The organism is Stenotrophomonas sp. 80084_Sma, from assembly GCF_056481995.1.
Window position 1 is genome coordinate 1,715,442 of the sequence record NZ_CM151177.1, and the last position, 20,976, is coordinate 1,736,417.

Genomic DNA, 20,976 nt, shown 5'->3' on the forward strand with positions numbered 1-20,976 from the left:
ATGGCGCGTCCGACACGTCCGATCCGTTCCATCACGCTGGGGTTGGCCTGGCGGTTGTTCCTGGCGCAGGCCTTCACCGTGCTGTTCGCCGTTGTTGCGCTGATCCTGACCTGGGGCGACAAGGACACCTGGGGCATGGACATGTTCATGGCTGAAGCCGTGGCCAAGGCCGTGCACAGTGAAGGCGGGCGGTTGGTGCTGGACCAGGCGCGCTGGAACAAGCTCGACGCCGAGGCCGGGGGCAACCTCTGGTTCGCGGCGGTCGACGACAAGGGTGTCTGGCTGGAACGCGGCACGATTCCGGCGATCCACGCCCCGCTGCTCGCGCGCCTGCCGACGCTGGGTGCCACCGAACTCGGCTCGCTGGTGCCGCCGTACCTGGACGTGGCGCGGGTGATGATCCGCAAGGAAGATGGTCGCCGCATCACGGTGATGGTGGGTGGGGCGCCGAAGGGCGGGTTGCTGGACGGTGCGCTGATGGTGCTGCGCCTGATCGGGCTGTGGTTTTTCCTGCCGCTGATCGTGATCACGCTGCTGGTCATGCCGACCGTGATCCACCGCGCGATGCGCGGCGTGCGCCGCTCCGCACAACAGGCCAAGGAGCTGGATATCGGCCAGCCGGGGGCGCGTCTGGATGCGCAGCTGGTGTCGACCGAGGTCGCACCGCTGGTGGAAGCCTTCAACGACGCGATCGACAAGGTGCAGCAGGGGTATGCCGCGCGTGACAAGTTCCTCGCCGATGCCGCGCACGAACTGCGGGTGCCGATTGCAGTGGTGCAGGCGCGCCTGTCGCAGTTGCCGCAGGGCGAGCTGAAGTCGCAGCTGCTGACCGACGTGGCGCGGCTCGGTAACGTTGCCGAGCACCTGCTTGACCTGCAGCGACTTGATCGTAATGTCGGCGCACTGCAGCGGCTGGATCTGGCGTTGCTGGTGCGCGAAGCGGCCGCCGATCTGGCGCCGCTGGTGGTGGGGGCCGGTTACGGCTTCGAAGTGGATGCACCCGAGATGCCAGTGTGGATCCATGGCGACAGCCTGGCGCTGGGGCGGGTGATCGCCAACCTGGTGCACAACGCCATCGTCCACGGCGGCGGACGCGGCACCATCTGCGTGCGCCTGGATGCACGTGGCCTGCTGGAGGTCAGCGACCAGGGCGCCGGCATTCCGGTGGGCGACCGTGAAGCGATCTTCGAGCCGTTCCATCGTCTGCGCGCAGCGGGTAGCGGCAGTGGCCTGGGCCTGCATCTGGTGAAGGAAATCGTGCAGCACCATGGCGGATCGGTCAGCGTCGGCGAGGCGGCCGGTGGTGGCGCCAGTTTCCGTGTCAACTTCCATCGCGGCACCGTCCGGCGCTGACAGCCACGCGGGGAAATCCCCGATAGGCAACCTGCCACGTCCCTCGGCAGGCTGCTGGAATGGTTCCCGAACGATCCGCTCCACCGCTGTTTGACAGTGGTTGTGCCGCCGGTCTGGTGCTGGGTGCGCTGGCCTGCGTGCAGCTGCCGGTGCTGCCGCCGCTGTGGCTGTGCATGCCGTTGGCCATTGCCAGCGCCACAGGCTGGATCGTGCCTTGGCGCGGCCGCGCCTGGACGGCTGCGCTGTTCGGCCTGTCGTGGGCGGCATTGCACGGACACTGGGTCCTGCAGGGCCAGCTTCCACCCGGAGGGCCCGCGCAGGACGTGCAGGTCCTTGGCCGAGTGGTTGATCTTCCACACAGTGGCCCCGGCTATACCCGTTTCGTGTTGAAGGTCAACGAGGCCGATGCGCTGCCCTCGTTGCGTGGCAAGCGCCTGCAGATCACCTGGAACGATCCATGGCGTGGACCGCCAGCGCACCAGGCGGAGGGCGGGCGCCATGCGGTTCGTGCGGGATCACATTGGCAGTTGTCGTTGCGCGTCCGCGCGCCACGCTCGCGGATCAATCCTGGCGGCTTCGACGGCGAACGCCATGCATTGCTGCGCGGTATTTCCGGCAATGGCACGGTGCGCGACCCCGGCGCTGCGCGTGAGCGCGCGCCTGCACAGGGCCTGCCGGCCTGGCGCGAGCGCAGCAGTGACGCCATCGCAACGCAGGTGGCACATCCTGCCGCGCGGTTCGTGCAGGCCCTGGCACTGGGCGACACGCGCGGCCTGTCCGATGCCGACTGGGAGCACCTGCGCGCGCTGGGCCTGACCCATCTGGTCGCCATTTCCGGTTTCCACGTTGGCGTGGTGGCTGGCTTTGGCGTACTGCTGTGCCGCGTGTCGTGGTGGCTGTGCCCGGTGCTGGGACGGTTCTGGCCTCGGCCGCAGGCGGCGGCATGGGGCGCGGCGCTGGCCGCAGCCGTCTATGCCGTGGCCGCCGGCGGCGCGCTTCCAACAGTGCGTGCGGCGCTGATGATCGGGCTGGTGGCACTGGCCCGTGCCGGGCGTCGCCCGGTGGGTGCGGGGCAGGGACTGGCCCTGGCCGCGATGGTGATGCTGCTGCCGGCGCCGCTGTCGGTGCTGTCGGCCGGCTTCTGGCTCAGTTTCGGGGGCGTGCTGTGGCTGCTGTGGTGCCTTCCACGAACCGGGCCGGACGGCGTCGGTGGGGGCCTGCGCGGCTTTCTGGCCGCCCAGGGCGTGGCCAGCCTCGGCCTGTTGCCGCTGTGCGTGGCTCTGTTCGGCGGCACCGCGCGCTTGGGGCCGCTGGTCAATCTGCCGATCATTCCGTGGTGGACCCTGCTGGTGGTGCCGTTGTCGCTGCTGGGTACCGGCCTGCACGCGTTGCATGATGGCGCCGGGCGCTGGGCATGGCGCGCCGCCGCCTGGCTGTTCGAGCTCAGCTGGCAGGCCCTGCAGCCGTTGGCGCTGCACCCGCAGGCGATGTGGTGGTTGGCCGAGGCGCCGCGCTGGGCGGTGCCGGCGGCAGTGGCGGGGGTGTTCTGGTGGCTGCTGCCACGCGGCGCTGGCGGTACCTTGGCAGGCCTGCTGCTGTGCCTGCCGCTGCTGTGGCCCGCCCGGCATGCACCGGCTGAAGGCGAACTGGAGCTGCTGGTGCACGACGTAGGGCAGGGCACCGCGGTGCTGGTGCGTACGGCGAGGCACGCGCTCTGGTACGACGTGGGGCCGCCGACCGGCGGCGACGGCAACGAACGCATTCTGGTCCCGTCCCTGCGCGCGCTCGGACAGGGGCCGCCCCAGCAGGCGATGCTCAGCCATGACCATCTTGATCACACCGGCAGCCTGCCGAGCCTGCGAAGGCAGCTGCCCGGGCTGCAGCTGCTGGCGCCACCGGGCAGCACCATCGCCGGCGCTGCGCCCTGCCAGCAAGGGATGCAGTGGCAGTGGGACGGAGTTGATTTCCAGGTCCTGCACCCGGCACCGGGCAGCCGCCAGGCCGAGAACGAGGACAGCTGCGTGCTGCGCGTCGCCAGCCGTCACGGCGTGGTCCTGCTGCCTGGCGATATCGGCCGCCCGGCCGAGCAGGCGCTGCTGAAGGCATACCCGGCAGCGCTGAAGGCGGATGTGGTGCTTGTGCCGCACCATGGCAGCGGTGGCAGTTCCAGCGCGCCGTGGGTCGAGGCCGTGGCGCCACGGCTGGCGGTGGTCTCGGCCGGGCACCGCAACCGCTTCGGGCACCCCCGCCAGGACGTGGTCCAGCGCTGGCAGGCGCAAGGGGCCGAGGTGCTGGCCACGGCCGATTCCGGGGCGATCCGCATATGGCTTGGCGCACAAGGGCTGCAGCTGCGTGAACAGCGCATCCACGCATCCCAGTGGTGGGATGCCGCTGGGCGGGCGCGGTCGGCTGCTATCCTATCGCCGATCGAACAAGCGGCCGTTGGGCCGGAGGGTTGAAACGTGTGGGAACTGGTCAAGGCCGGTGGCTGGCCGATGGTGCCGCTGCTGCTGTTGGGCGTACTGGCTTTGGCGATCATCCTGGAGCGTTTCTGGTCCCTGCGACGTACTGAAGTGCTGCCGCCCGGCCTCGGCCAGGAAGTGCGCAACTGGGCGGCACGCGGCAAGCTCGACCCCGCCCACCTGCAGACCCTGCGGGCGAACTCGCCGCTGGGCGCGCTGCTGGCCGCCGCGCTGGAAGCGCGCAACCGTCCGCGTGACCAGATCCGCGAGCGCATCGAAGACACCGGCCGCCACCTGGTGCACCGCATGGAGCGTTTCCTCAACGCGCTGGGCACCATCGCATCGGCCGGGCCGCTGCTGGGCCTGCTGGGTACTGTGATCGGCATGATCCAGATGTTCCTGGGCATCCTCGACCATGGCGTGGGTGATGTGAACCAGCTGGCCGGTGGTATCGGCAAGGCGCTGGTGTGCACCGCCACCGGCATGATCGTCGCCATTCCAGCACTGATGTTCCACCGCTACTTCAAGGGCCGTATCCACGGTTACGTGGTAGAGATGGAGCAGGAAGCCAGCGCGCTGCTGGATACGCTGGATGGCCGCCCCGGCGTGATGAACCCTGCTGCTGCCACGCGCCCGGCCGGCGCGGCCACGGCGAAGGCCTGATCGATGCGTATCGGCAACGACCGATCCCAGGATGAGCCGCATATCGACCTGGTGCCACTGATCGATGTCATCCTGGTGCTGATCATCTTCTTCGTGGTCACCACCACCTTCGATGCGCGCTCGACGCTGCAGGTGCAGCTGCCGACCGCCAGCCAGCAGCAGACCAATGAGCCGCCGCGCTCGTTGAGCGTGCTGATCAACGCCGAAGGCCGCTACTTCATCAATGATCAGGAAGTCCTGCGCAGCGACGTCGAGTCGGTCAAGCAGACCATCGCGGCCGTGGCCGGCAGCGACCGCACGCAGCCGGTGCTGTTACGCGCCGATGCACGCACTCCCTACCAGGCCGTGGTGACCGCGCAGGATGCGCTTGGTCAGCTCGGCTTCCGCCGTATTGCCATTGCAACAGCACCCGAGGTGCGTCCATGAGTTCCAAACACGCGCCGGTGTGGCCGATCTACAAACGTCTGCTGGGATACACCCGTGCCTACTGGGGCATGATGGTCGCCGCCGTCATCGCCATGGCGGTGGAGTCGGTAGCCGGCTACCACTTCACCAAGCTGATGGAGCCGCTGGTCAACCGTGGCTTCGTCAATCCCGAACCGAAAATGGCGGTGATCCTGCCGCTGACCATCCTTGGCCTGTTCCTGATGCGCAGCGCCGCCACCTGGGTGAGCGACTACGCGCTGGCCAAGACCGGTCGCAGCGTGGTGCGCGACCTGCGTGAACAGGTGCTGGCCAAGTACCTGCACCTGCCGTCCTCGCATTTCGATACCGAATCGACGCCGGTGATGGTCAGTCGCCTCAACTTCGATACCGAGCAGGTCACCCAGGCCAGCGCCGATGCGCTCAAGACCGTGGTTGCCGACACCCTGACCATCATCGCCATGCTGGCGGTGATGCTGCAGATGAGCGTCAAGGTGACCGTGGCCATGCTGGTGGTGGTGCCGATGATCGGCGTGATCGTGTCTTACGTGGGCAAGCGCTACCGGCGCATCAGCCGCGGTATCCAGGACGGCATGGGCACGATGGCGCAGACCGCCGAGCAGTCACTGGCGGCCCAGCAGGAAGTGAAGGTGCACGGCACCCAGCAGCATGAGATGTCGCGCTACTCGCGCCTGGCCAACCGCATGCTGGCGCTGAACATGAAGGTGGAAATCACCCGTGCCGGTGCCTCCAGCGTGGTCCAGTTCCTGGCCGCGCTGGCGCTGGCGGTGATCGTCTGGGTGTCGACCCGTGAAGCACTGGCAGGGCGCCTCAATGCCGGCCAGTTCATGGGCCTGATGATCTCGATGACGGCGATCATCCCGTCGCTGCGCCGCCTGACCAGCGTGCAGTCCTCGATCTCCCGCGGTGTGTCCGCCGCCGAGCGCCTGTTCGACATCCTCGACATGCCGGTCGAGCGCGACGAAGGCCGCAACACGGTGCAGCGCGTGCGTGGCGAACTGGCCTTCGAGCACGTCATGCTGCGTTACCGCGAAGACAGTGGCATCGCCCTGGACGACATCAGCTTCGTGGCCAAGCCGGGTACGGTCACCGCCATCGTTGGTCGATCCGGCAGCGGCAAAACCAGCCTGATCCGGCTGGTGCCGCGCTTCTACGAACCCAGCGGCGGGCGCATCACCCTCGACGGGGTGGCACTGGACGACTATCCGCTGGCCGACCTGCGTCGCCAGGTGGCGATGGTCGGGCAGAAGGTCATGTTGTTCGACGACACCATCGGCGCCAACATCGCCTATGGCATGGACGCGACGGATGAACAGATCCGAGCGGCAGCTGAAGCCGCGAATGCCTGGGAGTTCATCGCACGCATGCCGCAGCAGCTGCAGACCCCGGTGGGCGAGAACGGCGCGCTGCTGTCCGGTGGCCAGCGCCAGCGCCTGGCGATCGCGCGTGCGATCCTGCGCGACGCGCCGATCCTGATCCTCGATGAAGCCACCGCAGCGCTGGACAACGAATCGGAGCGCCTGGTGCAGGACGCGCTGCAGCGATTGATGCCCGAGCGCACCACGCTGGTCATCGCGCATCGCCTGTCGACCATCGAGCATGCAGACCAGGTGCTGGTGATGGACCACGGTCGCATCGTCGAGCGCGGTACCCACAAGGAGCTGCTCACCATGGGTGGCCTGTACCAGCATCTGCACAGCATGCAGTTCCGCGAAAGGCAGGACTGATGGCCGGCAAGGGTACCCAGACCCCGCCGTACTGGTACGACGGCACCCCGGTTCCGTGGGCGATGCGCCTGCTGGCGCCGCTGTATGCCGGCGTCACCGCGCTGCGCCGGCGCGCCTATCGGCGTGGCTGGCGCAAGCGCTACACGCTGCCGGTGCCGGTCATCGTGGTTGGCAACATCACCGCCGGTGGGACTGGCAAGACGCCGCTGACCATTGCGCTGGTGGAGCGCCTGCGTGCCGCCGGTTGGAAGCCGGGCGTGGCCAGTCGTGGCTACGGCCGCGAAGATGCCAACAAGCCGCTGTGGGTCAAGGCCGATACGCCGACCGCCAAGGGTGGCGACGAGCCGGTGCTGATTGCCTGGAAGACCGGCGTGCCGGTGCGCGTGGACAGTGATCGTGTTGCAGCCGGCAAGGCGCTGATCGAGGCCGGCTGCGATGTGATCGTCTGCGACGACGGCCTGCAGCACTACCGGCTGGCACGCGACATCGAGATCGAGGTGGTCGATGCGCAGCGCCGCTACGGCAATGGCCGGATGATTCCGGCCGGGCCACTGCGTGAGCCGGTCAGCCGCGCCAGCGAGTGCGATTTCCGCGTGGTCAACCTCGGCCAGGCCGATGAGGAGACTGCAGCACAGGCCTGCGGCTTCGGCCAGTGGCCGATGGCCCTGCACATCGACAGCGCACAACCGCTGGCCGGTGGCCGTGCCCGTCCGCTGTCGTATTTCAAGGGCCAGCGCGTGCACGCCGTGGCCGGCATCGCCCACCCGCAGCGCTTCTTCGACATGCTGCGCGCGCGTGGCATCGGCGTCGTGCCGCACGCCTTCGCTGACCATCAGGCCTATCAGCCGCAGGACCTGTCCTTTGGCAGCCAGCTGCCGGTGCTGATGACCGAGAAGGACGCGGTGAAATGCCGCGCGTTCGGCAATGACTGGCACTACGCGGTCCCGCTGCGCGCCGAGCTGCCTGCCGCATTCTGGGTGGCGCTGACCGACCGCCTGGACAAGCTGCGACCGAACTGAGTGGCGCGGCGGCGCTTGCATTCATGCGCCGCCGGCCGCATTCCCGTTGTAACGAGCCTGCCGAGTACCGCCCCATGACCGAATTCGTCGTCGCCATCCCGGCCCGCTATGCCGCCTCGCGGCTGCCGGGCAAGCCGCTGCGCCCGCTGGGCGGTGAGCCGCTGGTGCTGCACGTGGCGCGTCGCGCGCTGCAGGCCGGTGCCGGCGAGGTCTGGGTCGCCACCGACGATCAACGCATTGCCGACGCACTGTCCGGCCTGGCCGAAGTGAAGGTGGCGATGACCGCCACCTCGCATGCCTCCGGTACCGACCGCCTGGCCGAGTGCGCGCGCATCGCCGGCTGGGCCGATGACACTGTCGTGGTCAACCTGCAGGGCGATGAGCCGTTCGCACCGGCGGCGGGTATCCGCTCGGTGGCCCAGGCATTGGTTGAAGGCAATACGCCGATGTCGACCCTCGCCACGACCGTCGAAGACGCGCATACCCTGTTCGACCCGAACGTGGTGAAGCTGGTGCGCAACGTGCGCAACGAGGCGATGTACTTCAGCCGCGCCCCGATCGCCTGGCACCGCGATGGCTTTGCCCGCAGCCGTGACACGCTGCCGGCCGGTCACAACTGGCTGCGCCACATCGGCATCTACGGCTATCGCGCCGGTTTCCTGCAGCAGTTCGCGGCGATGCCGCCGGGCCAGCTGGAGCAGGTCGAATCGCTGGAACAGCTGCGCGTGCTGGAAGCGGGTTTCCCGATCAGCGTGGCGATCTCGCCCGAACCGTTCCCGCCGGGCATCGACACGCCCGAGGACCTGGAACGCGCCGAAGCATTGCTGCAGACGCTGGCTGCCCGATGAAGCTGCTGGTCGTCTGCCTCGGCAACATCTGCCGTTCGCCGATGGCCGAAGGTGCGCTGCGCGCGCGCCTGGACGCCTCGCCGCTGGCTGGTCGGGTGCAGGTCGATTCGGCCGGCACCGGCGACTGGCATGTGGGCGAGCCACCGGACCGGCGAGCGATCGCCTGCGCGGCCGGGCATGGCGTGGACATCGGCGGCCTGCGCGCGCGCCAGCTGCAGGTCGCGGATTTCGACCGTTTTGACTGGATCCTGTGTGCCGATGAGGCCAATCTGCGGGATGCCGGTCGCTTGGCCACACCCGCCCAGCGCGAACGCCTGGCGCTGTACCTGCCGTGGTCCGGCGGGCAGGGCAGGGGTGCGATCCCGGACCCGTACACCGGCGGCAGTGAGCATTTCGAACAGGTCTGGACATTGGTCGACGATGCTGCAAAACGTGCCGTGGCACGACTGTTGCATGACGCCGACTCCGGCATAATCGGGCCATGAACGTCCAGCCCGTCCCGGACCTGCCCGAGTTCGCCACCTGGCTCAACGCCACCCCCTGCACCCTGACCGAACTGCGCGGTCGGCCGGTGGCGCTGTTGTTCGTCAACGCCGCCTCCGCCTGGAGCGCGCAACGCCTGGCCGAGTTCGGCCAATGGCTGTCGCGCCACCCCGGCAAGCTGCAGCCGCTGGTGCTGCAGGTGCCGCGCTTCGATTTCGAACGCGAGGCCGGCGCCGCATTGAAGCTGCTGCGTCGCCAGGGCCTGACGATGCCGGTCCTGCTTGATGCCGACTGGGATGGCTGGCGCCGCTTCGGCATCACCGCCTGGCCGACCCTGGTGCTGCTGGATGCGCAGGGCCGCGAACAGCAACGGCTGGTCGGGCAGGGCGCCCCCGGTGAGCTGGAGCGTGCCTTGAACGCGCTGTGCGAAGGCGCACCGTCGGCGCCGCCGCGTGGCGGCAGCGAACTGCACCCGGAACCCCGCCAGGCGCTGCGCTTCCCGCTGGGCCTGGCAGTCAGTACCGAACGCCTGTACATCGCCGACAGCGGCCATCACCGCATCCTCGAATGCAGCCATGGTGGCCGCATCCTTCGCCAGTTCGGGCTGGGCACCGCCGATTTCATGGACGGCAACCTCGCCGAAGCCGCGTTCCACCGCCCGCAGTCGCTGGTGCTGGAGCGCGATTCGCTGTACGTCGCCGACACCGGCAACCACGCGGTGCGCCGCATCAACCTGCTGACCGGCATCGTCGATACCCTGTGTGGCAACGGCCGTCCCGGTGCACCGATGGAAGGCCCGGTCGCGCAGGCGCGGCAGGTTGCGCTGGACCATCCTGTCGGCCTGGCCATTGCCGACAATCAGCTGCACATCGCCATGGCCGGCGACAACCGCATCTGGAGCTACCACCTGGGCCAGCGCAGCCTGCAATGGCGCGCGGGCAGTGCTTCCATCGACGAGCGCGATGGCAGCGGGCATCTGGCCGCCTTCGCCCAACCCACCGCGTTGGCCGTGGTGCAGCAGGTGCTGTACGTGGCCGATGCGCTGGGTTCCTCGATCCGCGCGCTGCAGTTGCGCGGCGATCTGGTGCAGACCCTGGTCGGGCAGGGGCCGTGGCGCTTCGGTAGCGAAGACGGTCCGCGTTCGGACGCCAGCCTGCAGTTCCCGCAGGCGATCGCGCTCAGCCCGGATGCGCCGCTGTTGTGGATTGCCGATACCGGCAACGGCCGCCTGCGCACGCTGCGCCTGGGCGGTGGCGAACTGACCACCCAGCCGTTGCCACGACGCCTGCATGGCCCGGCGGGGTTGGCGGTAGGCGCCGGTGCGGTGTGGATCGCCGAGACCGACGCCCATGCCGTGCTGCGATTCGACCCGGATAGCGGCGTGCTCAGCGAAGTCCCGATCAGCGAATGACAGACGTTCCCGCCCCGGCCTTCGACGGCAAGGCCTTCGCGGCCCAGCTCAGTACCGCCCCTGGCGTGTACCGCATGTACGCCGCCGACGACACGTTGCTGTACGTGGGCAAGGCGCGCGCGCTGCGCAACCGTGTCGGCAGCTATTTCAACGGCAGCCCGAAGAACGCGCGGATCATGTCGATGATCTCGCAGATCGCGCGCATGGACGTGACCGTGACGCGCTCGGAAGCCGAGGCGTTGCTGCTGGAAAACCAGCTGATCAAATCACTGTCGCCGCGTTACAACGTCTCGTTGCGCGACGACAAGACCTATCCGCACGTGCTGCTGACCCGAGAGGACTGGCCGCGCATCGCGCTGCATCGCGGTCCGCGCGCCATTCCCGGCCGCTACTTCGGGCCGTATCCAGGCGTCACCGCAGTGCGCGAAACGCTGAACCTGATGCACAAGCTGTTCAAGCTGCGCAGCTGCGAGGACAGCGTGTTCCGCAACCGCTCGCGGCCGTGCTTGCAGTACCAGATCGGTCGCTGCAGCGCGCCCTGCGTGGAGCTGGTGCCGGCGCCGGACTACGCCGAATCGGTGCGTCGCGCCGCACTGTTCCTGGAAGGCAAGAGCGACGAGCTGACCCGCGAACTGGGCGAGCAGATGCAGGCCGCCAGCGAGGCACTGGAGTTCGAGCAGGCCGCGCGCCTGCGCGACCTGATCTCCTCGCTGCGCAGCATGCAGACCCGCCAGTACGTGGATGGCCGTGCCGCCGATCTGGACGTGCTGGCGGTGGCCATGCAGGGTTCGCAGGCCTGCGTGCTGCTGTTGGCTTTCCGCGATGGCCGCAACCTCGGTACCCGCCCGTTCTTCCCACGCACCAACGGTGAAGAAAGCCCGGAGGAAGTGCTGGCCGCGTTCGTCTCGCAGTACTACATCGAATTCGAGCCGCCGCGCGAGATCCTGCTGGATCGCGAGATTCCCGATGCCGACCTGCTGGTGGCCGCGCTGTCAGCCTCGGCCGAGCGCAAGGTGCAGCTGAAGTGGAACGTGCGCGGCGAACGCGCCGGCTATGTGGAACTGGCCAGCCGCAACGCGCAGCTGACCCTGGCGACCGAACTCAACAGCCGCAACGCGCAGCACGCGCGCAGCGACGCGCTGCGCGACATGCTGGGCCTGGCCGAGCCGGTCAAGCGTGTTGAATGTTTCGATATCAGCCATACCATGGGTGAGGCCACCGTGGCCTCATGCGTGGTGTTCGACGCCGCCGGTCCGGTGCGCGCGCAGTACCGCCGCTTCAACATCAGCGGCATCGAGCCGGGCGACGACTACGCCGCCATGCGCCAGGCCATCGACCGCCGTTTCCGCCGTGCGGTGGAAGAGCAGGGCGTGCTGCCGGACGTGCTGCTGATCGACGGCGGCGCCGGCCAGTTGGCCCAGGCCCAGGCCGCGCTGGCCGACCTGGGCGTGGAAGGCGTGCTGCTGGTGGGCGTGGCCAAGGGCGTGGAACGCCGCGCCGGCCACGAAGCGCTGGTGATGCCCGATGGCCGCGAGCTGCGCCCGGGCGCGGCCAATCCGGCGCTGCAGTTCATCCAGCAGGTGCGCGATGAGGCGCACCGCTTCGCCATCACCGGCCACCGCGGCCGCCGCCAGAAGGCGCGGATGACCAGCAAGCTGGAGGACATCCCTGGTATCGGGCCGCGCCGCCGCGCCAGCCTGCTCAAGCATTTCGGCGGCCTGGTCGGCCTGAAAGCCGCTGGTGAAGCGGAAATCGCCAAGGTGGAAGGCATCAATGACGCCCTCGCGGCACGTATCTACGCTAACCTGCACGGGTTGGCCACGCCTGATGCGGCCGAGTAGAGAGAGAAGCACGCAAGCATGAAGTTGACCCTGCCCACCTGGCTGACGTTGTTGCGGATCGTGATGATCCCGGTGCTGGTGCTGGTGTTCTACCTGCCCTACACCTGGACCAACTTCGCTTCGGCGGCGATCTTCGGCCTGGCCGCGATCACTGACTGGCTCGATGGCTGGATCGCACGCCGTTACCAGCTGGAATCGGCCTTCGGCGCCTTCCTCGACCCGGTCGCGGACAAGCTGATGGTGGCGGTGGCGCTGTTCCTGATCGTGCAGGGTCACCCGACGCCGTGGATGGCGTTCTGGGCGGCAGTCATCGTCGGCCGTGAAATTGCGGTATCGGCGCTGCGCGAATGGATGGCCGAACTCGGCCAGCGCGCCAAGGTGCGCGTGGCGATGATCGGCAAGGTCAAGACCACCGCGCAGATGGTCGCGCTGCTCTGCCTGCTGTATTCGGTGGCACCGAACGTGCCGGTGGAAGACATCTGGATGGGCTGGCCGGTGTTCCACATCGGCGACTGGACCCTGGCGATCGCCGCGGTGCTGACCCTGTGGTCGGGCCTGCAGTACCTGCACGCCGCCTGGCCGAGCCTGCGCGATGACGAGCGCGCGGCGCGCGAGCGTGCGCGGCAGAAGAAGCTGGGCAACTGAGCGCCGGGGTAGGATCCCTTTCCGCAGGAAAGGGCTCTGACCACATCGATGCGCCTATCCACGCATGGCGTGGATCTACTCGACGCGCTGGACGGATCTACGGTAATGCCCCATCCACGCATGGCGTGGATCTACTGGAAATGCCGCATCGACGGATGATGCGGATCCATCGGTTTGCGGGGATGCCATGGTAGATCCACGCCATGCGTGGATACGCAATGCAAGGTGCCACGCAGACCCTGAGAAAAAGCGCTTGACGCCATTCTTGGAATAGGTAAAATTTCGCCTCCCAAGCGGGAATAGCTCAGTTGGTAGAGCGCAACCTTGCCAAGGTTGAGGTCGCGAGTTCGAGTCTCGTTTCCCGCTCCAGATTCAAAAAAAGGCGCTCCCGTAAGGGGGCGTTTTTCGTTTGCGTCCAACGCGCTTCATTGCCACTTCACCGTCGCCCCATCGCCCCACCACATGAAGGTTGGATGCTGCATCCTTCGTTCCAAGGGTGACGCCGCGATGCCTCATCAATCCTCCGCCTACGACCACGACGTGGTCATCGTCGGCGCCAGTTTCGCCGGTGCCGCCTGTGCGTTGGCTGCTGTCCAATATGGACTGCGCGTGTGCGTACTCGAACGCAAGGCAGATCCCGGCGAGCGCCTGCACACCACCGGCATCGTGGTGAAGGAAGCGATGGAGCAGACCTGGCTGGGGCGCATGCCCGAACACCTGGTGCAACGCGTTGCCAATGTGCGCCTGTATGCGCCGAACCTGCGCAGCCTGTTGTTGGCCGCGCCGGGCTATTACTTCCTCACTACCGATACGCCGAACCTGATGCGCTGGCTAGCCAGCGAGCTGCGCGCGAACGGTGTCGACCTTCGCCTGCAGCAGTCCTTCACCGACGCCCATCGCAGTGGTGACGGCTGGCAGGTGGAAGGGGCAGGGCGGTGCGCCTACCTGGTCGGCGCCGATGGCGCACGCTCACGCGTTGCCCAGCGCACCGGCCTCGGCCAGGTGCGTGACAACCTCTACGGCGTCGAACGTGAGTTCGCCGGCCTCCAGTTGCCGCAGAGCGACGCACTCCATTGCTTCGTCAGCAAGCGCTTTGCAGCGGGTTACATCGGCTGGGTCGCACAGAACCCGACCGGGCTGCAGGTCGGCTTGGCGCTGCGCCATGACCCGAACCAGGTGCGGCCGCCTGATATCGATGGCTTTCTTGAGCACGTGCGCGATGTGGTCGGCATTCCGCCTTCGGCGCGTCCCTCGGCCACCCGCGCAGGGCTGGTGCCCTGCGGCCGGCCGGATGGGCCGTTCACCGGCCAACGCGTCATCCTGACCGGCGACGCGGCGGGCATCGTCTAACCACTGTCCGCCGGAGGCATCCATTCCTCGTGGCGGCACGGCTGGGCGGTCGGCGAGGCGATTGCCCGCCATCTGCGTGGGCAAGGGCCGGAAGCGGAACGGGTGGCGCGGCAGGTGGCGCCGGCATTCCATGGCAAGCGCCTGCTGCGCTGGGCGATGGATCATCTGCAGGCCGACTGGCCGCTCAACGCACTGCTGCACACGGCGACCACGCGGCGCATCGCTGAGCAGGTCTACTTCCATCGCCGTGGCCTGCGAACCTGAGGTATCGGTCCTGGGGGCCTGAACGCCGCCCCACAATGCACGCGAAAATTCCTGTTGACGCCGTGCAGCAATATCGACACAATAGCGCTCCTTCGACGCAGGTCGAACGGAATCTGCGGGAATAGCTCAGTTGGTAGAGCGCAACCTTGCCAAGGTTGAGGTCGCGAGTTCGAGTCTCGTTTCCCGCTCCAGATTCAAGAAAACGCTCCCGAAAGGGGGCGTTTTTCGTTTGTCACACCGGTTGCACCACTGCCGCGCTAGCGTGCCTTGCCGGGCAGGGCGCTGCACCAGGTCCGGGCATCCTGCCGGTCGAAACCGGGGCAGCGGTTGTCCCGCCGGATGTAGACGTAGGGCACGTCGTCTTCGTAGGTGAAGTGGTAGTAGTAGGTCCGGTCCTTTCCGTACAACCAGTAGTTCGACGAGCCCTGGTTGATGGCATATGGCTCGAACGTGAAGATCGAAGATTCACGAGGGATGAAGTTGCTGCGCTCCATCAGTAGCAGCGTGGCGTTCGAGACCAGTGGGGTGGTCAGGACGAGCACGATCACACCGACAGTCGCTGTCGTGATCGAGCCAATCAGCAGCCAGCGGCGAGGGCGTTTCACGGTCGGGCAGCATCGAAGCAAGACAATGCCGCAATGTGCAATACGCTGTGAAAGTCGTCCAGTGTTCCGTGCCGGGAACGCATTGAAAGCGTAGTGAAAGACTGGGTCGGCGTTGCCTGAACCGCACGCGTGCTGTGACCTTTTTCGGACGATTTCTCCATGTTCGCTCCACAATCGCACGGTAGCCTTCATGCTCCTTCTACACGTTGGCGGGCTGGTGGTCAGGCGTATCACTTCAGTGGCAGTGCCCAAGGCCGGGTACGGACTCTCCCTGCATGCAGTGCTGCGCCCTGGTGCGTTGTTGGCAAGCCTGGCCCTGGCCGGTTGCATGTCGGTGCCTGTTCCGGACCTGCCTGACCGCACGCCCAGCGCCTGGACCCAGGTGCCGCAGGGCCAGGGCGTGGCAGTGGATGCCAGACAGTGGTGGAAAGTGCTGTCCGACCCGGCACTGGATGGCCTGGTCGACCAGGCCATCGCCGGCAATCTGGACCTGCAGCAGGCTACGCTGCGCCTGCAGGCCGTTCGGATCGTCGCCGGCACTTCCGACTCGCGTTTCCTGCCGGAAATCTCGGCCAGCGCCAAGCAGGTGCAGGACGCCGCCGCCGTCGATACCTACTTCCATGCCGGCATCGAAGCGATCTGGGACCTGGGCCTGTTCGGTGCCGCCGAGAGCGCGCAGTTGAGCGCGCAGGCTTCGGCCGGCAATGCCGAGGCGCTGCGCAATGCCGCGCAGGTGGCGGTGATTGCCGACGTGGTGCGCAGCTATCTGGACCTGACCGTTGCACAGGCCCAGCAGGACCTGCTGGCCCGCCAGCAATCGGTGGATGACCGCGGCGAGCACCTGGCCCTGGTCCGCCAGCGCCTGCGCCTGGATGAGCCTGGCGAACTGGATCGCCTGCGTGCACGCCAGGCCGCGACCCGCGCCGCCATCGCACAGGCCCGGGAAAACGCTGACAACGCGGCTCGCGCGCTGGCATTGCTGCTGGGCCGCGATGGCCCGGATCCAGCCTGGCGCGCCTATCGCACGCCGCCAAAGCTGGGTACGTTCTCGCTGCAGCAGGTGCCGGCGGATCTGCTGCGTCATCGCCCGCAGATCCTGTTGGCCGAAACGGAGGTGATGCAGGCGGCGGCCAGCAAGGGCTCCGCACGTGCCGCGATGTATCCGCGGGTCAGCCTCGGCGGCTCGATCTTGTACGCCTACAACCTCACCCAGAACGCGCGCTCCAATTCCGACTCCAGTCCCTCGATCGGCCCATACATCGATATCCCGCTGTGGGATTGGGGCCAGCGCCGCGCGCGCTTCAATGCCGATGAAAAGCAGCTGGATGCCGCGTTGCTCGGTTACCGCAAAGCGGTACTGGAAGGCGTGAGCGAAGTGGAAGGCGCGCTCGGCAGCCTTGCACGCCAGGACAGCAGCATCCAGTCGCTGCGCGCGGCCAATGATGTTGCCGGCCAGCAGGTCAAGCGACAGGCACGTCAGGTGCAGCTGGGGCTGTCCAGTGAGTTTGATGGCCTGGATACGCAGCGTGCCGCGCTCGCCTCGCAGGCTGATCTGATCGGTGCGCAGGGCGCACGCGTGCTCGCGTTTGCTTCGCTGTACCGCGCGCTTGGCGGTGCACCGCTGCCGGCTGAGGGTGAGGGCGAACAGCAATGATCGCGCTGGCCCGCAAGACCCTGGCCTATGAGTGGCGCCGGTTTCTGCCGGTAGTGCTGGCGATGTGCTTCGCTGGCGTGCTGCTGATCGTGCAGGCGGCGCTGGTGCTGGGTATCTTCGGTACCGCCGCGATCTACGTGAAGGCATCGTCGGCTGATATCTGGGCCGGTTTCCCCGGCACCCAGAGCGTGAACTACGGCCATGCAATCAGTGCGGATGTGGAAAGCCACCTGCGCATGGATCCGGATGTCACCCGCGTCGAACCCTACGAATGGGTCGATGGCGAATGGCGTTCCAGCGCGCAGGGTACCGGCAACGTGTCGGTGTATCTGTCCGGCATCTCCACCCAAGGCGACGCGATGATGTTCGCGCGCATCCTGCCCGCCGACCTGCGCGCGCAGCTGCGCGAACCCGGTGCGGTGATCGTCGATAGCGCCGATCTGGATACGCTGGGCGTGGACCTGCAGAACAACCGTGCGTGGATCAATGGCAAGGCGGTGCGCGTGGTCGCGGCACAACCGGGCCTGCGTGGCCTTGGTGGCGTCAACGTGCTGGCCTCGCTGGATACCGCGCGCGCCATCGCGGGTACCGATCCGCACGAGGGCAGTACCTATTTCGTGGCGGGCCTGCGTTCGCCCGACCTGGCCGACCGTGTGCGCGACCGCCTGGCCACGTCGATGGGGCAGGCCACGCCGGTCGAGTTCTGGACGGCACCGGAGTTCGCCAGCCGCTCGCAGCAATACTGGCTGTTCGATACCGGTGCCGGCATCGCAGTGTTGTTCATGGCCGTCATCGTCTGCTTCGTCGGCGCGGTGATCACCAACCAGTCGTTTGCTTCGGTGGTGGCCGGTTCGGTACGCGAGTACGCCACGCTCAATGCACTTGGTGCCGGTCGCTATGCGCTGGCGCGGGTGGTGTTCGAGCAGGCGCTGCTGATCGGCGGCGTGGGCATGTTGCTGGCGGCGGCGTTCAGCACCGTGGTGTTGTTGATCGCACAGACCCAGCGCGTGCCGGTGCAGCTGACACCGATGGTGATCATCGGTTGCGTGGCGCTGGTCGCGGTGATGGCCATGCTGTCGAGCATCATGGCGGTACGCAGTGTCGTCCGCTCCGATCCATCGTTGCTGCTGCGTTGAGGACCGGTCGATGACTTCCATACGCGCCGTCGCCCCGACCCTGCAGGCCGACGCACTGGAAAAGGGTTTCATGTCCGGCGACGTGCAGGTGCCGGTGCTGCGTGGCCTGTCACTGGACATCTATCCCGGTGAACTGACCCTGGTATCGGGCCCATCCGGTTGCGGCAAGAGCACGCTGCTGTCGTTGCTGTCTGGGTTGTCTGCGCCCGATGGCGGCCGCGTGCACGCGCTCGGGCAGGATGTGGGCCACATGACGCGCAGCGAAGTGGAGCGCTTCCGCCTGCACCATGTCGGCTTCGTGTTCCAAGGCTTCAATCTGTTCCCCGCACTGACCGCACTGGAACAGGTGCAGCTGCCGCTGGGCTATCGCGGCATGAGCAATCGCGAAAGCGAACCGCTGGCCCGCAAGGCATTGGACGAGGTGGGCCTCAGCCACCGCAGCCACATGCGACCGGCGCAGCTGTCCGGTGGTGAGAAGCAGCGCGTGGCCGTTGCGCGCGCCTTCGCCAAGTCGCCGACGCTGATCTTCGCCGACGAACCCACCAGCGCGCTGGACGCCGAGAACGGCCAGCGCGTGATCGACATCCTGCATCGCTACGCACGTGCGCATGGCGCCACCGTGCTGTGCGTGAGCCACGATCCACGCCTGATCCGGCATGCGGATCGGGTGATCGCCATGGAAGACGGCATGGTCCGTGATGACCGCCGCCAGAACGAAACTGTAGAGTCCGCCCCATGACCAAGACGTTGCACCTGCTTCCCTTCAGCCTGGTACTGTCCGCGGCGCTGCTGCTCGGCGCCTGTTCCAAGGACGCGCCTGCCCAAGCACCTGCAGGTAAAGCCGGCACTGCCACCGCCGGCAAGGTCGCGGTGGCGCGCGGCATCATCGACGTCGAGGGTGGCCTGATCGCGCTGGCGCCGCCGGTGGATGGTTCGATCACCGCCGCGCCGGTGAAGGAGGGTGCCACGGTGAAGAAGGGACAGTTGCTGCTGTCGCTGGATGGCGCCCTGCTGCAGCAGGAAGTGGCGATGGCCACCGCCGATCTGGCCCTGGCCAACGACCGCCTGAAGGGCAGCCAGGCGCAGTTGCGCGAACTGGAGCGCAACGCCACCCGTCTGTCCACCGGCGCCAGCGAAGGCGTGTCGTCCAACCAGCAGGCCGATGCGGCCAAGCAGCAGCTGGCAGGTGTGCGCGCCGATGTCGATGTGGCCGGTGCGCAGGTCGACATGGCCCAGCACAAGCTGGAACACGCCAGACTGAAACTGCAGCAGATGTCGCTGAGCGCGCCGGAAGCCGGCACCGTGGTCGGCCAGATGCCGGGCCTCGGTGCATTCGTGCAGGGTGGCAAGCCGGCGATCTCGCTGCTGCCGGCACGCCCGCTGCAGGTGCGTGCAGAACTGAGCGCCGCCTATGCCGATGCCGTGCAGGTGGGCATGAAGGCCACCGTCGTGCCGGACAGCGATGGCGCCGAAAACACCGGCACGCTGCCACCCGCGCGCGTGGTGCGCATCAGTCCGGTGTTCGCGCAGGCGCGCCTGCCTGAAGACGCCGGGCGTGGCGTGGCCAAGGTGGTGGAGTGCGTGCTGGAGTTCGACGGCGCGGCCAAGGCGCGGTTCGGCCAGCATGTGCGGGTGGAGTTCCGGAAGTAGGGCGTGGGCCTCAGTTCCCGAGCCAACGTCGCAGGCGAGGCCAGAGTGAGGCCGGCACAACCACGAGCAGTGCCAGCAGCAGGATGGCGCTCATGCCGAGCAGCCAGTTCGAGTGGACGTCGCGCACGGGGGATTGATGCATGGCAGCCAAGCCCCATAGGACGTTCCACCCCAGCCATGGAATGAGGCTGATCAGGATCCGCAGCCACAGGCGGCGGAACCGCCATGGCTGCACAGCCAGGCCCAGCGCTGTCATTTCCACGAGGACGATCAGCGCGAACGTGATCACCGAGCCGATGGGATAGGGCAGTGTCCCGGACTCGGTGTGACGCAGTTGCCAGTAGTCTGGCTTGAAGCCGGCATGGATGAGCGCGGCAACCAGCAGTAGCCAGATGAGTGATGCCAGCAGCCAGAAGGAAGGGGGAGCACGGAATGCGATGGGCAGGGGCACGATGCAGGCGTTCGTCGCTGGCGGATCCTCAACTTCCTGCATCGGCCTGCCGCAATCCATGCAAGAGATCCGAAAATGAAGCGGTGAAGCCCTCGGATCCAGCGCCTTAAGGAACCGCAGTCGGGGTCTTCTTCCTGCCGGAAATGCGTCCCAGGACGCTGACCAGCGACACCACGCACAGCGCCAGCAGCAGTCCCACGTCCAACAGCAGCAACCACAGCAGGTGCATTCCCTGCACCGGTGGTTGGTGCATCGCCGACAGCAGCCATGGTACCGACCAGGCCAGCAGCAGCACGAAGGCAATCAACAGGCGCAGCCACAGTCGCTTCAGTTTCCATGGCCGCACGATCAAGGCGGCCACGACCAGTTCTACCGTGCCCAGCAACGCGAACACGATGACAGTGCTGGTCGGGTAGGGCAGTTCGGCGCCTTCCAGGCGGTGCAGCAACCAGTAGTCCGGGGTGAAGCCGGCATTGACCAGCGCGACGATCAGCGCCAGCCAGGTCAGCGCGACCAGCAACCAGAACAGGCGGACGTAGCGTCTAGGCATCGGCGGTGTCCATGGCGGCGGGGAGGCGGTTGCGTGATGCATACCATGCGGAGATGACGATTGCGGCCAGTGCCAGCAGGCCGGGCCCGGCGGTGAAGTACAGCAGGCGCAGCGGATGGTTGTGCATCAGCGTCCAGCTGGCGAACGCCAAAGGAATCGTCAGGACCAGCAGCTTGGCAAACAGTGGCCGCAGCACCGCGATCAGCGGCTGGGCGCCAATGAACATCCAGAACAGATAAAACTGGGCGATGCCCAGGCTGATGTCGCGATGGGAGGTGAAGCCGAAATGGTCGCGATACCAGTTCATTCCCAGGGGAATCAGTGCCCAGTACAGCAGGGCCACCAGCAGATGCAGCAGCAGGGCGATCAACAGGGGCTTGCCGCGAAGGAACATGGGCGCACGGGGCTGGGCGGGGCAGC

General features: G+C 67.2%; 19 protein-coding genes, 2 tRNA genes and 1 pseudogene. 18 read left to right on the forward strand and 4 right to left on the reverse strand.

What is annotated here, in order from left to right; translation table 11 throughout:
* From ACZK3W_RS08020 to ACZK3W_RS08085, 14 genes and pseudogenes are all read left to right on the forward strand, one after another.
* Positions 1-1,353 carry a sensor histidine kinase gene (locus tag ACZK3W_RS08020; RefSeq protein ID WP_049399928.1) on the forward strand — a complete coding sequence of 451 codons (1,353 nt, stop codon included), beginning with the start codon at positions 1-3 and terminating at the stop codon, positions 1,351-1,353.
* Positions 1,354-1,412: 59 nt separating this feature from the next.
* A complete protein-coding gene (locus tag ACZK3W_RS08025) occupies positions 1,413-3,812 on the forward strand; it encodes a DNA internalization-related competence protein ComEC/Rec2 (protein WP_478450626.1) in 2,400 nt (799 codons plus the stop codon).
* Between the two features lie 3 nt (positions 3,813-3,815).
* Positions 3,816-4,478: a MotA/TolQ/ExbB proton channel family protein gene (locus ACZK3W_RS08030; RefSeq protein WP_019337175.1), complete on the forward strand. Its 663-nt coding sequence runs from the start codon at positions 3,816-3,818 to the stop codon at positions 4,476-4,478.
* A gap of 3 nt (positions 4,479-4,481) precedes the next feature.
* The gene (locus ACZK3W_RS08035) at positions 4,482-4,904 is read left to right on the forward strand and encodes an ExbD/TolR family protein (RefSeq protein WP_125893537.1); all 423 of its coding nucleotides are present in this window, start codon (positions 4,482-4,484) and stop codon (positions 4,902-4,904) included.
* Positions 4,901-6,649, forward strand: coding sequence for a lipid A export permease/ATP-binding protein MsbA (gene msbA, locus ACZK3W_RS08040; RefSeq protein ID WP_032128904.1), 1,749 nt, complete (start codon positions 4,901-4,903; stop codon positions 6,647-6,649). The genes ACZK3W_RS08035 and msbA overlap by 4 nt, the downstream gene beginning before the upstream one ends.
* Positions 6,649-7,668 carry a tetraacyldisaccharide 4'-kinase gene (lpxK, locus tag ACZK3W_RS08045; protein WP_125893538.1) on the forward strand — a complete coding sequence of 340 codons (1,020 nt, stop codon included), beginning with the start codon at positions 6,649-6,651 and terminating at the stop codon, positions 7,666-7,668. Before msbA ends, lpxK begins: the two co-directional genes overlap by 1 nt.
* 74 nt (positions 7,669-7,742) lie before the next feature.
* A complete protein-coding gene (gene kdsB / locus ACZK3W_RS08050; RefSeq protein ID WP_478450627.1) occupies positions 7,743-8,516 on the forward strand; it encodes a 3-deoxy-manno-octulosonate cytidylyltransferase in 774 nt (257 codons plus the stop codon).
* A complete protein-coding gene (locus ACZK3W_RS08055; RefSeq protein ID WP_032128907.1) occupies positions 8,513-9,001 on the forward strand; it encodes a low molecular weight protein-tyrosine-phosphatase in 489 nt (162 codons plus the stop codon). Before kdsB ends, ACZK3W_RS08055 begins: the two co-directional genes overlap by 4 nt.
* Positions 8,998-10,410, forward strand: coding sequence for a hypothetical protein (locus tag ACZK3W_RS08060; protein WP_478450628.1), 1,413 nt, complete (start codon positions 8,998-9,000; stop codon positions 10,408-10,410). Before ACZK3W_RS08055 ends, ACZK3W_RS08060 begins: the two co-directional genes overlap by 4 nt.
* On the forward strand, positions 10,407-12,251 hold the full coding sequence (gene uvrC / locus ACZK3W_RS08065; protein ID WP_071228378.1) for an excinuclease ABC subunit UvrC: 1,845 nt from the start codon (positions 10,407-10,409) through the stop codon (positions 12,249-12,251). The genes ACZK3W_RS08060 and uvrC overlap by 4 nt, the downstream gene beginning before the upstream one ends.
* A gap of 18 nt (positions 12,252-12,269) precedes the next feature.
* On the forward strand, positions 12,270-12,896 hold the full coding sequence (gene pgsA / locus ACZK3W_RS08070) for a CDP-diacylglycerol--glycerol-3-phosphate 3-phosphatidyltransferase (protein ID WP_012510614.1): 627 nt from the start codon (positions 12,270-12,272) through the stop codon (positions 12,894-12,896).
* A gap of 293 nt (positions 12,897-13,189) precedes the next feature.
* Positions 13,190-13,265, forward strand: a tRNA-Gly gene (locus ACZK3W_RS08075).
* A gap of 138 nt (positions 13,266-13,403) precedes the next feature.
* Positions 13,404-14,510: pseudogene (locus ACZK3W_RS08080) on the forward strand (NAD(P)/FAD-dependent oxidoreductase).
* A gap of 115 nt (positions 14,511-14,625) precedes the next feature.
* A tRNA-Gly gene (locus ACZK3W_RS08085) sits at positions 14,626-14,701 on the forward strand.
* Between the two features lie 66 nt (positions 14,702-14,767).
* On the opposite strand, the gene ACZK3W_RS08090 is transcribed toward ACZK3W_RS08085, so the two are convergent.
* Entirely contained in the window at positions 14,768-15,115 is a 348-nt protein-coding gene (locus ACZK3W_RS08090) for a hypothetical protein (RefSeq protein WP_317217839.1), read from the reverse strand.
* 190 nt (positions 15,116-15,305) lie between these two features.
* Here ACZK3W_RS08090 and ACZK3W_RS08095 point away from each other — a divergent pair, with 190 nt between their 5' ends.
* The 4 genes from ACZK3W_RS08095 to ACZK3W_RS08110 are packed head-to-tail and all read left to right on the forward strand — an operon-like array spanning position 15,306 to position 19,555.
* Positions 15,306-16,769, forward strand: a complete 1,464-nt coding sequence (locus ACZK3W_RS08095; protein ID WP_478450630.1) for an efflux transporter outer membrane subunit — start codon at positions 15,306-15,308, stop codon at positions 16,767-16,769.
* Positions 16,766-17,905, forward strand: a complete 1,140-nt coding sequence (locus ACZK3W_RS08100; RefSeq protein ID WP_414578612.1) for an ABC transporter permease — start codon at positions 16,766-16,768, stop codon at positions 17,903-17,905. Before ACZK3W_RS08095 ends, ACZK3W_RS08100 begins: the two co-directional genes overlap by 4 nt.
* A gap of 10 nt (positions 17,906-17,915) precedes the next feature.
* The gene (locus ACZK3W_RS08105) at positions 17,916-18,644 is read left to right on the forward strand and encodes an ABC transporter ATP-binding protein (RefSeq protein ID WP_032128913.1); all 729 of its coding nucleotides are present in this window, start codon (positions 17,916-17,918) and stop codon (positions 18,642-18,644) included.
* Complete coding sequence (locus ACZK3W_RS08110) at positions 18,641-19,555, forward strand: HlyD family secretion protein (protein ID WP_329893776.1); 915 nt, start codon at positions 18,641-18,643, stop codon at positions 19,553-19,555. Before ACZK3W_RS08105 ends, ACZK3W_RS08110 begins: the two co-directional genes overlap by 4 nt.
* A 10-nt stretch (positions 19,556-19,565) precedes the next feature.
* On the opposite strand, the gene ACZK3W_RS08115 is transcribed toward ACZK3W_RS08110, so the two are convergent.
* The 3 genes from ACZK3W_RS08115 to ACZK3W_RS08125 form a co-directional block, all read right to left on the reverse strand.
* Positions 19,566-20,048 (reverse strand): hypothetical protein, encoded by a 483-nt coding sequence (locus tag ACZK3W_RS08115; RefSeq protein WP_223224653.1) that lies wholly within the window; start codon positions 20,046-20,048, stop codon positions 19,566-19,568.
* A 64-nt stretch (positions 20,049-20,112) separates the two neighbouring features.
* A complete protein-coding gene (locus ACZK3W_RS08120) occupies positions 20,113-20,556 on the reverse strand; it encodes a hypothetical protein (protein WP_478450631.1) in 444 nt (147 codons plus the stop codon).
* Complete coding sequence (locus ACZK3W_RS08125; protein ID WP_478445643.1) at positions 20,549-20,950, reverse strand: hypothetical protein; 402 nt, start codon at positions 20,948-20,950, stop codon at positions 20,549-20,551. The genes ACZK3W_RS08120 and ACZK3W_RS08125 overlap by 8 nt, the downstream gene beginning before the upstream one ends.
* Between the last annotated feature and the right edge of the window lie 26 nt (positions 20,951-20,976).

What these genes read in the sequence shown, in the direction of transcription:
- ACZK3W_RS08020 (WP_049399928.1), top strand. Translation starts at nt 1, where the DNA reads ATGGCGCGTCCGACACGTCCGATCCGTTCCATCACGCTGGGGTTGGCC.
- ACZK3W_RS08025 (WP_478450626.1), top strand. Translation starts at nt 1,413, where the DNA reads ATGGTTCCCGAACGATCCGCTCCACCGCTGTTTGACAGTGGTTGTGCC.
- ACZK3W_RS08035 (WP_125893537.1), top strand. Translation starts at nt 4,482, where the DNA reads ATGCGTATCGGCAACGACCGATCCCAGGATGAGCCGCATATCGACCTG.
- msbA (WP_032128904.1), top strand. Translation starts at nt 4,901, where the DNA reads ATGAGTTCCAAACACGCGCCGGTGTGGCCGATCTACAAACGTCTGCTG.
- lpxK (WP_125893538.1), top strand. Translation starts at nt 6,649, where the DNA reads ATGGCCGGCAAGGGTACCCAGACCCCGCCGTACTGGTACGACGGCACC.
- kdsB (WP_478450627.1), top strand. Translation starts at nt 7,743, where the DNA reads ATGACCGAATTCGTCGTCGCCATCCCGGCCCGCTATGCCGCCTCGCGG.
- ACZK3W_RS08055 (WP_032128907.1), top strand. Translation starts at nt 8,513, where the DNA reads ATGAAGCTGCTGGTCGTCTGCCTCGGCAACATCTGCCGTTCGCCGATG.
- ACZK3W_RS08060 (WP_478450628.1), top strand. Translation starts at nt 8,998, where the DNA reads ATGAACGTCCAGCCCGTCCCGGACCTGCCCGAGTTCGCCACCTGGCTC.
- uvrC (WP_071228378.1), top strand. Translation starts at nt 10,407, where the DNA reads ATGACAGACGTTCCCGCCCCGGCCTTCGACGGCAAGGCCTTCGCGGCC.
- pgsA (WP_012510614.1), top strand. Translation starts at nt 12,270, where the DNA reads ATGAAGTTGACCCTGCCCACCTGGCTGACGTTGTTGCGGATCGTGATG.
- ACZK3W_RS08095 (WP_478450630.1), top strand. Translation starts at nt 15,306, where the DNA reads ATGCTCCTTCTACACGTTGGCGGGCTGGTGGTCAGGCGTATCACTTCA.
- ACZK3W_RS08100 (WP_414578612.1), top strand. Translation starts at nt 16,766, where the DNA reads ATGATCGCGCTGGCCCGCAAGACCCTGGCCTATGAGTGGCGCCGGTTT.
- ACZK3W_RS08105 (WP_032128913.1), top strand. Translation starts at nt 17,916, where the DNA reads ATGACTTCCATACGCGCCGTCGCCCCGACCCTGCAGGCCGACGCACTG.
- ACZK3W_RS08110 (WP_329893776.1), top strand. Translation starts at nt 18,641, where the DNA reads ATGACCAAGACGTTGCACCTGCTTCCCTTCAGCCTGGTACTGTCCGCG.
- ACZK3W_RS08115 (WP_223224653.1), bottom strand. Translation starts at nt 20,048, where the DNA reads ATGCAGGAAGTTGAGGATCCGCCAGCGACGAACGCCTGCATCGTGCCC.
- ACZK3W_RS08120 (WP_478450631.1), bottom strand. Translation starts at nt 20,556, where the DNA reads ATGCCTAGACGCTACGTCCGCCTGTTCTGGTTGCTGGTCGCGCTGACC.
- ACZK3W_RS08125 (WP_478445643.1), bottom strand. Translation starts at nt 20,950, where the DNA reads ATGTTCCTTCGCGGCAAGCCCCTGTTGATCGCCCTGCTGCTGCATCTG.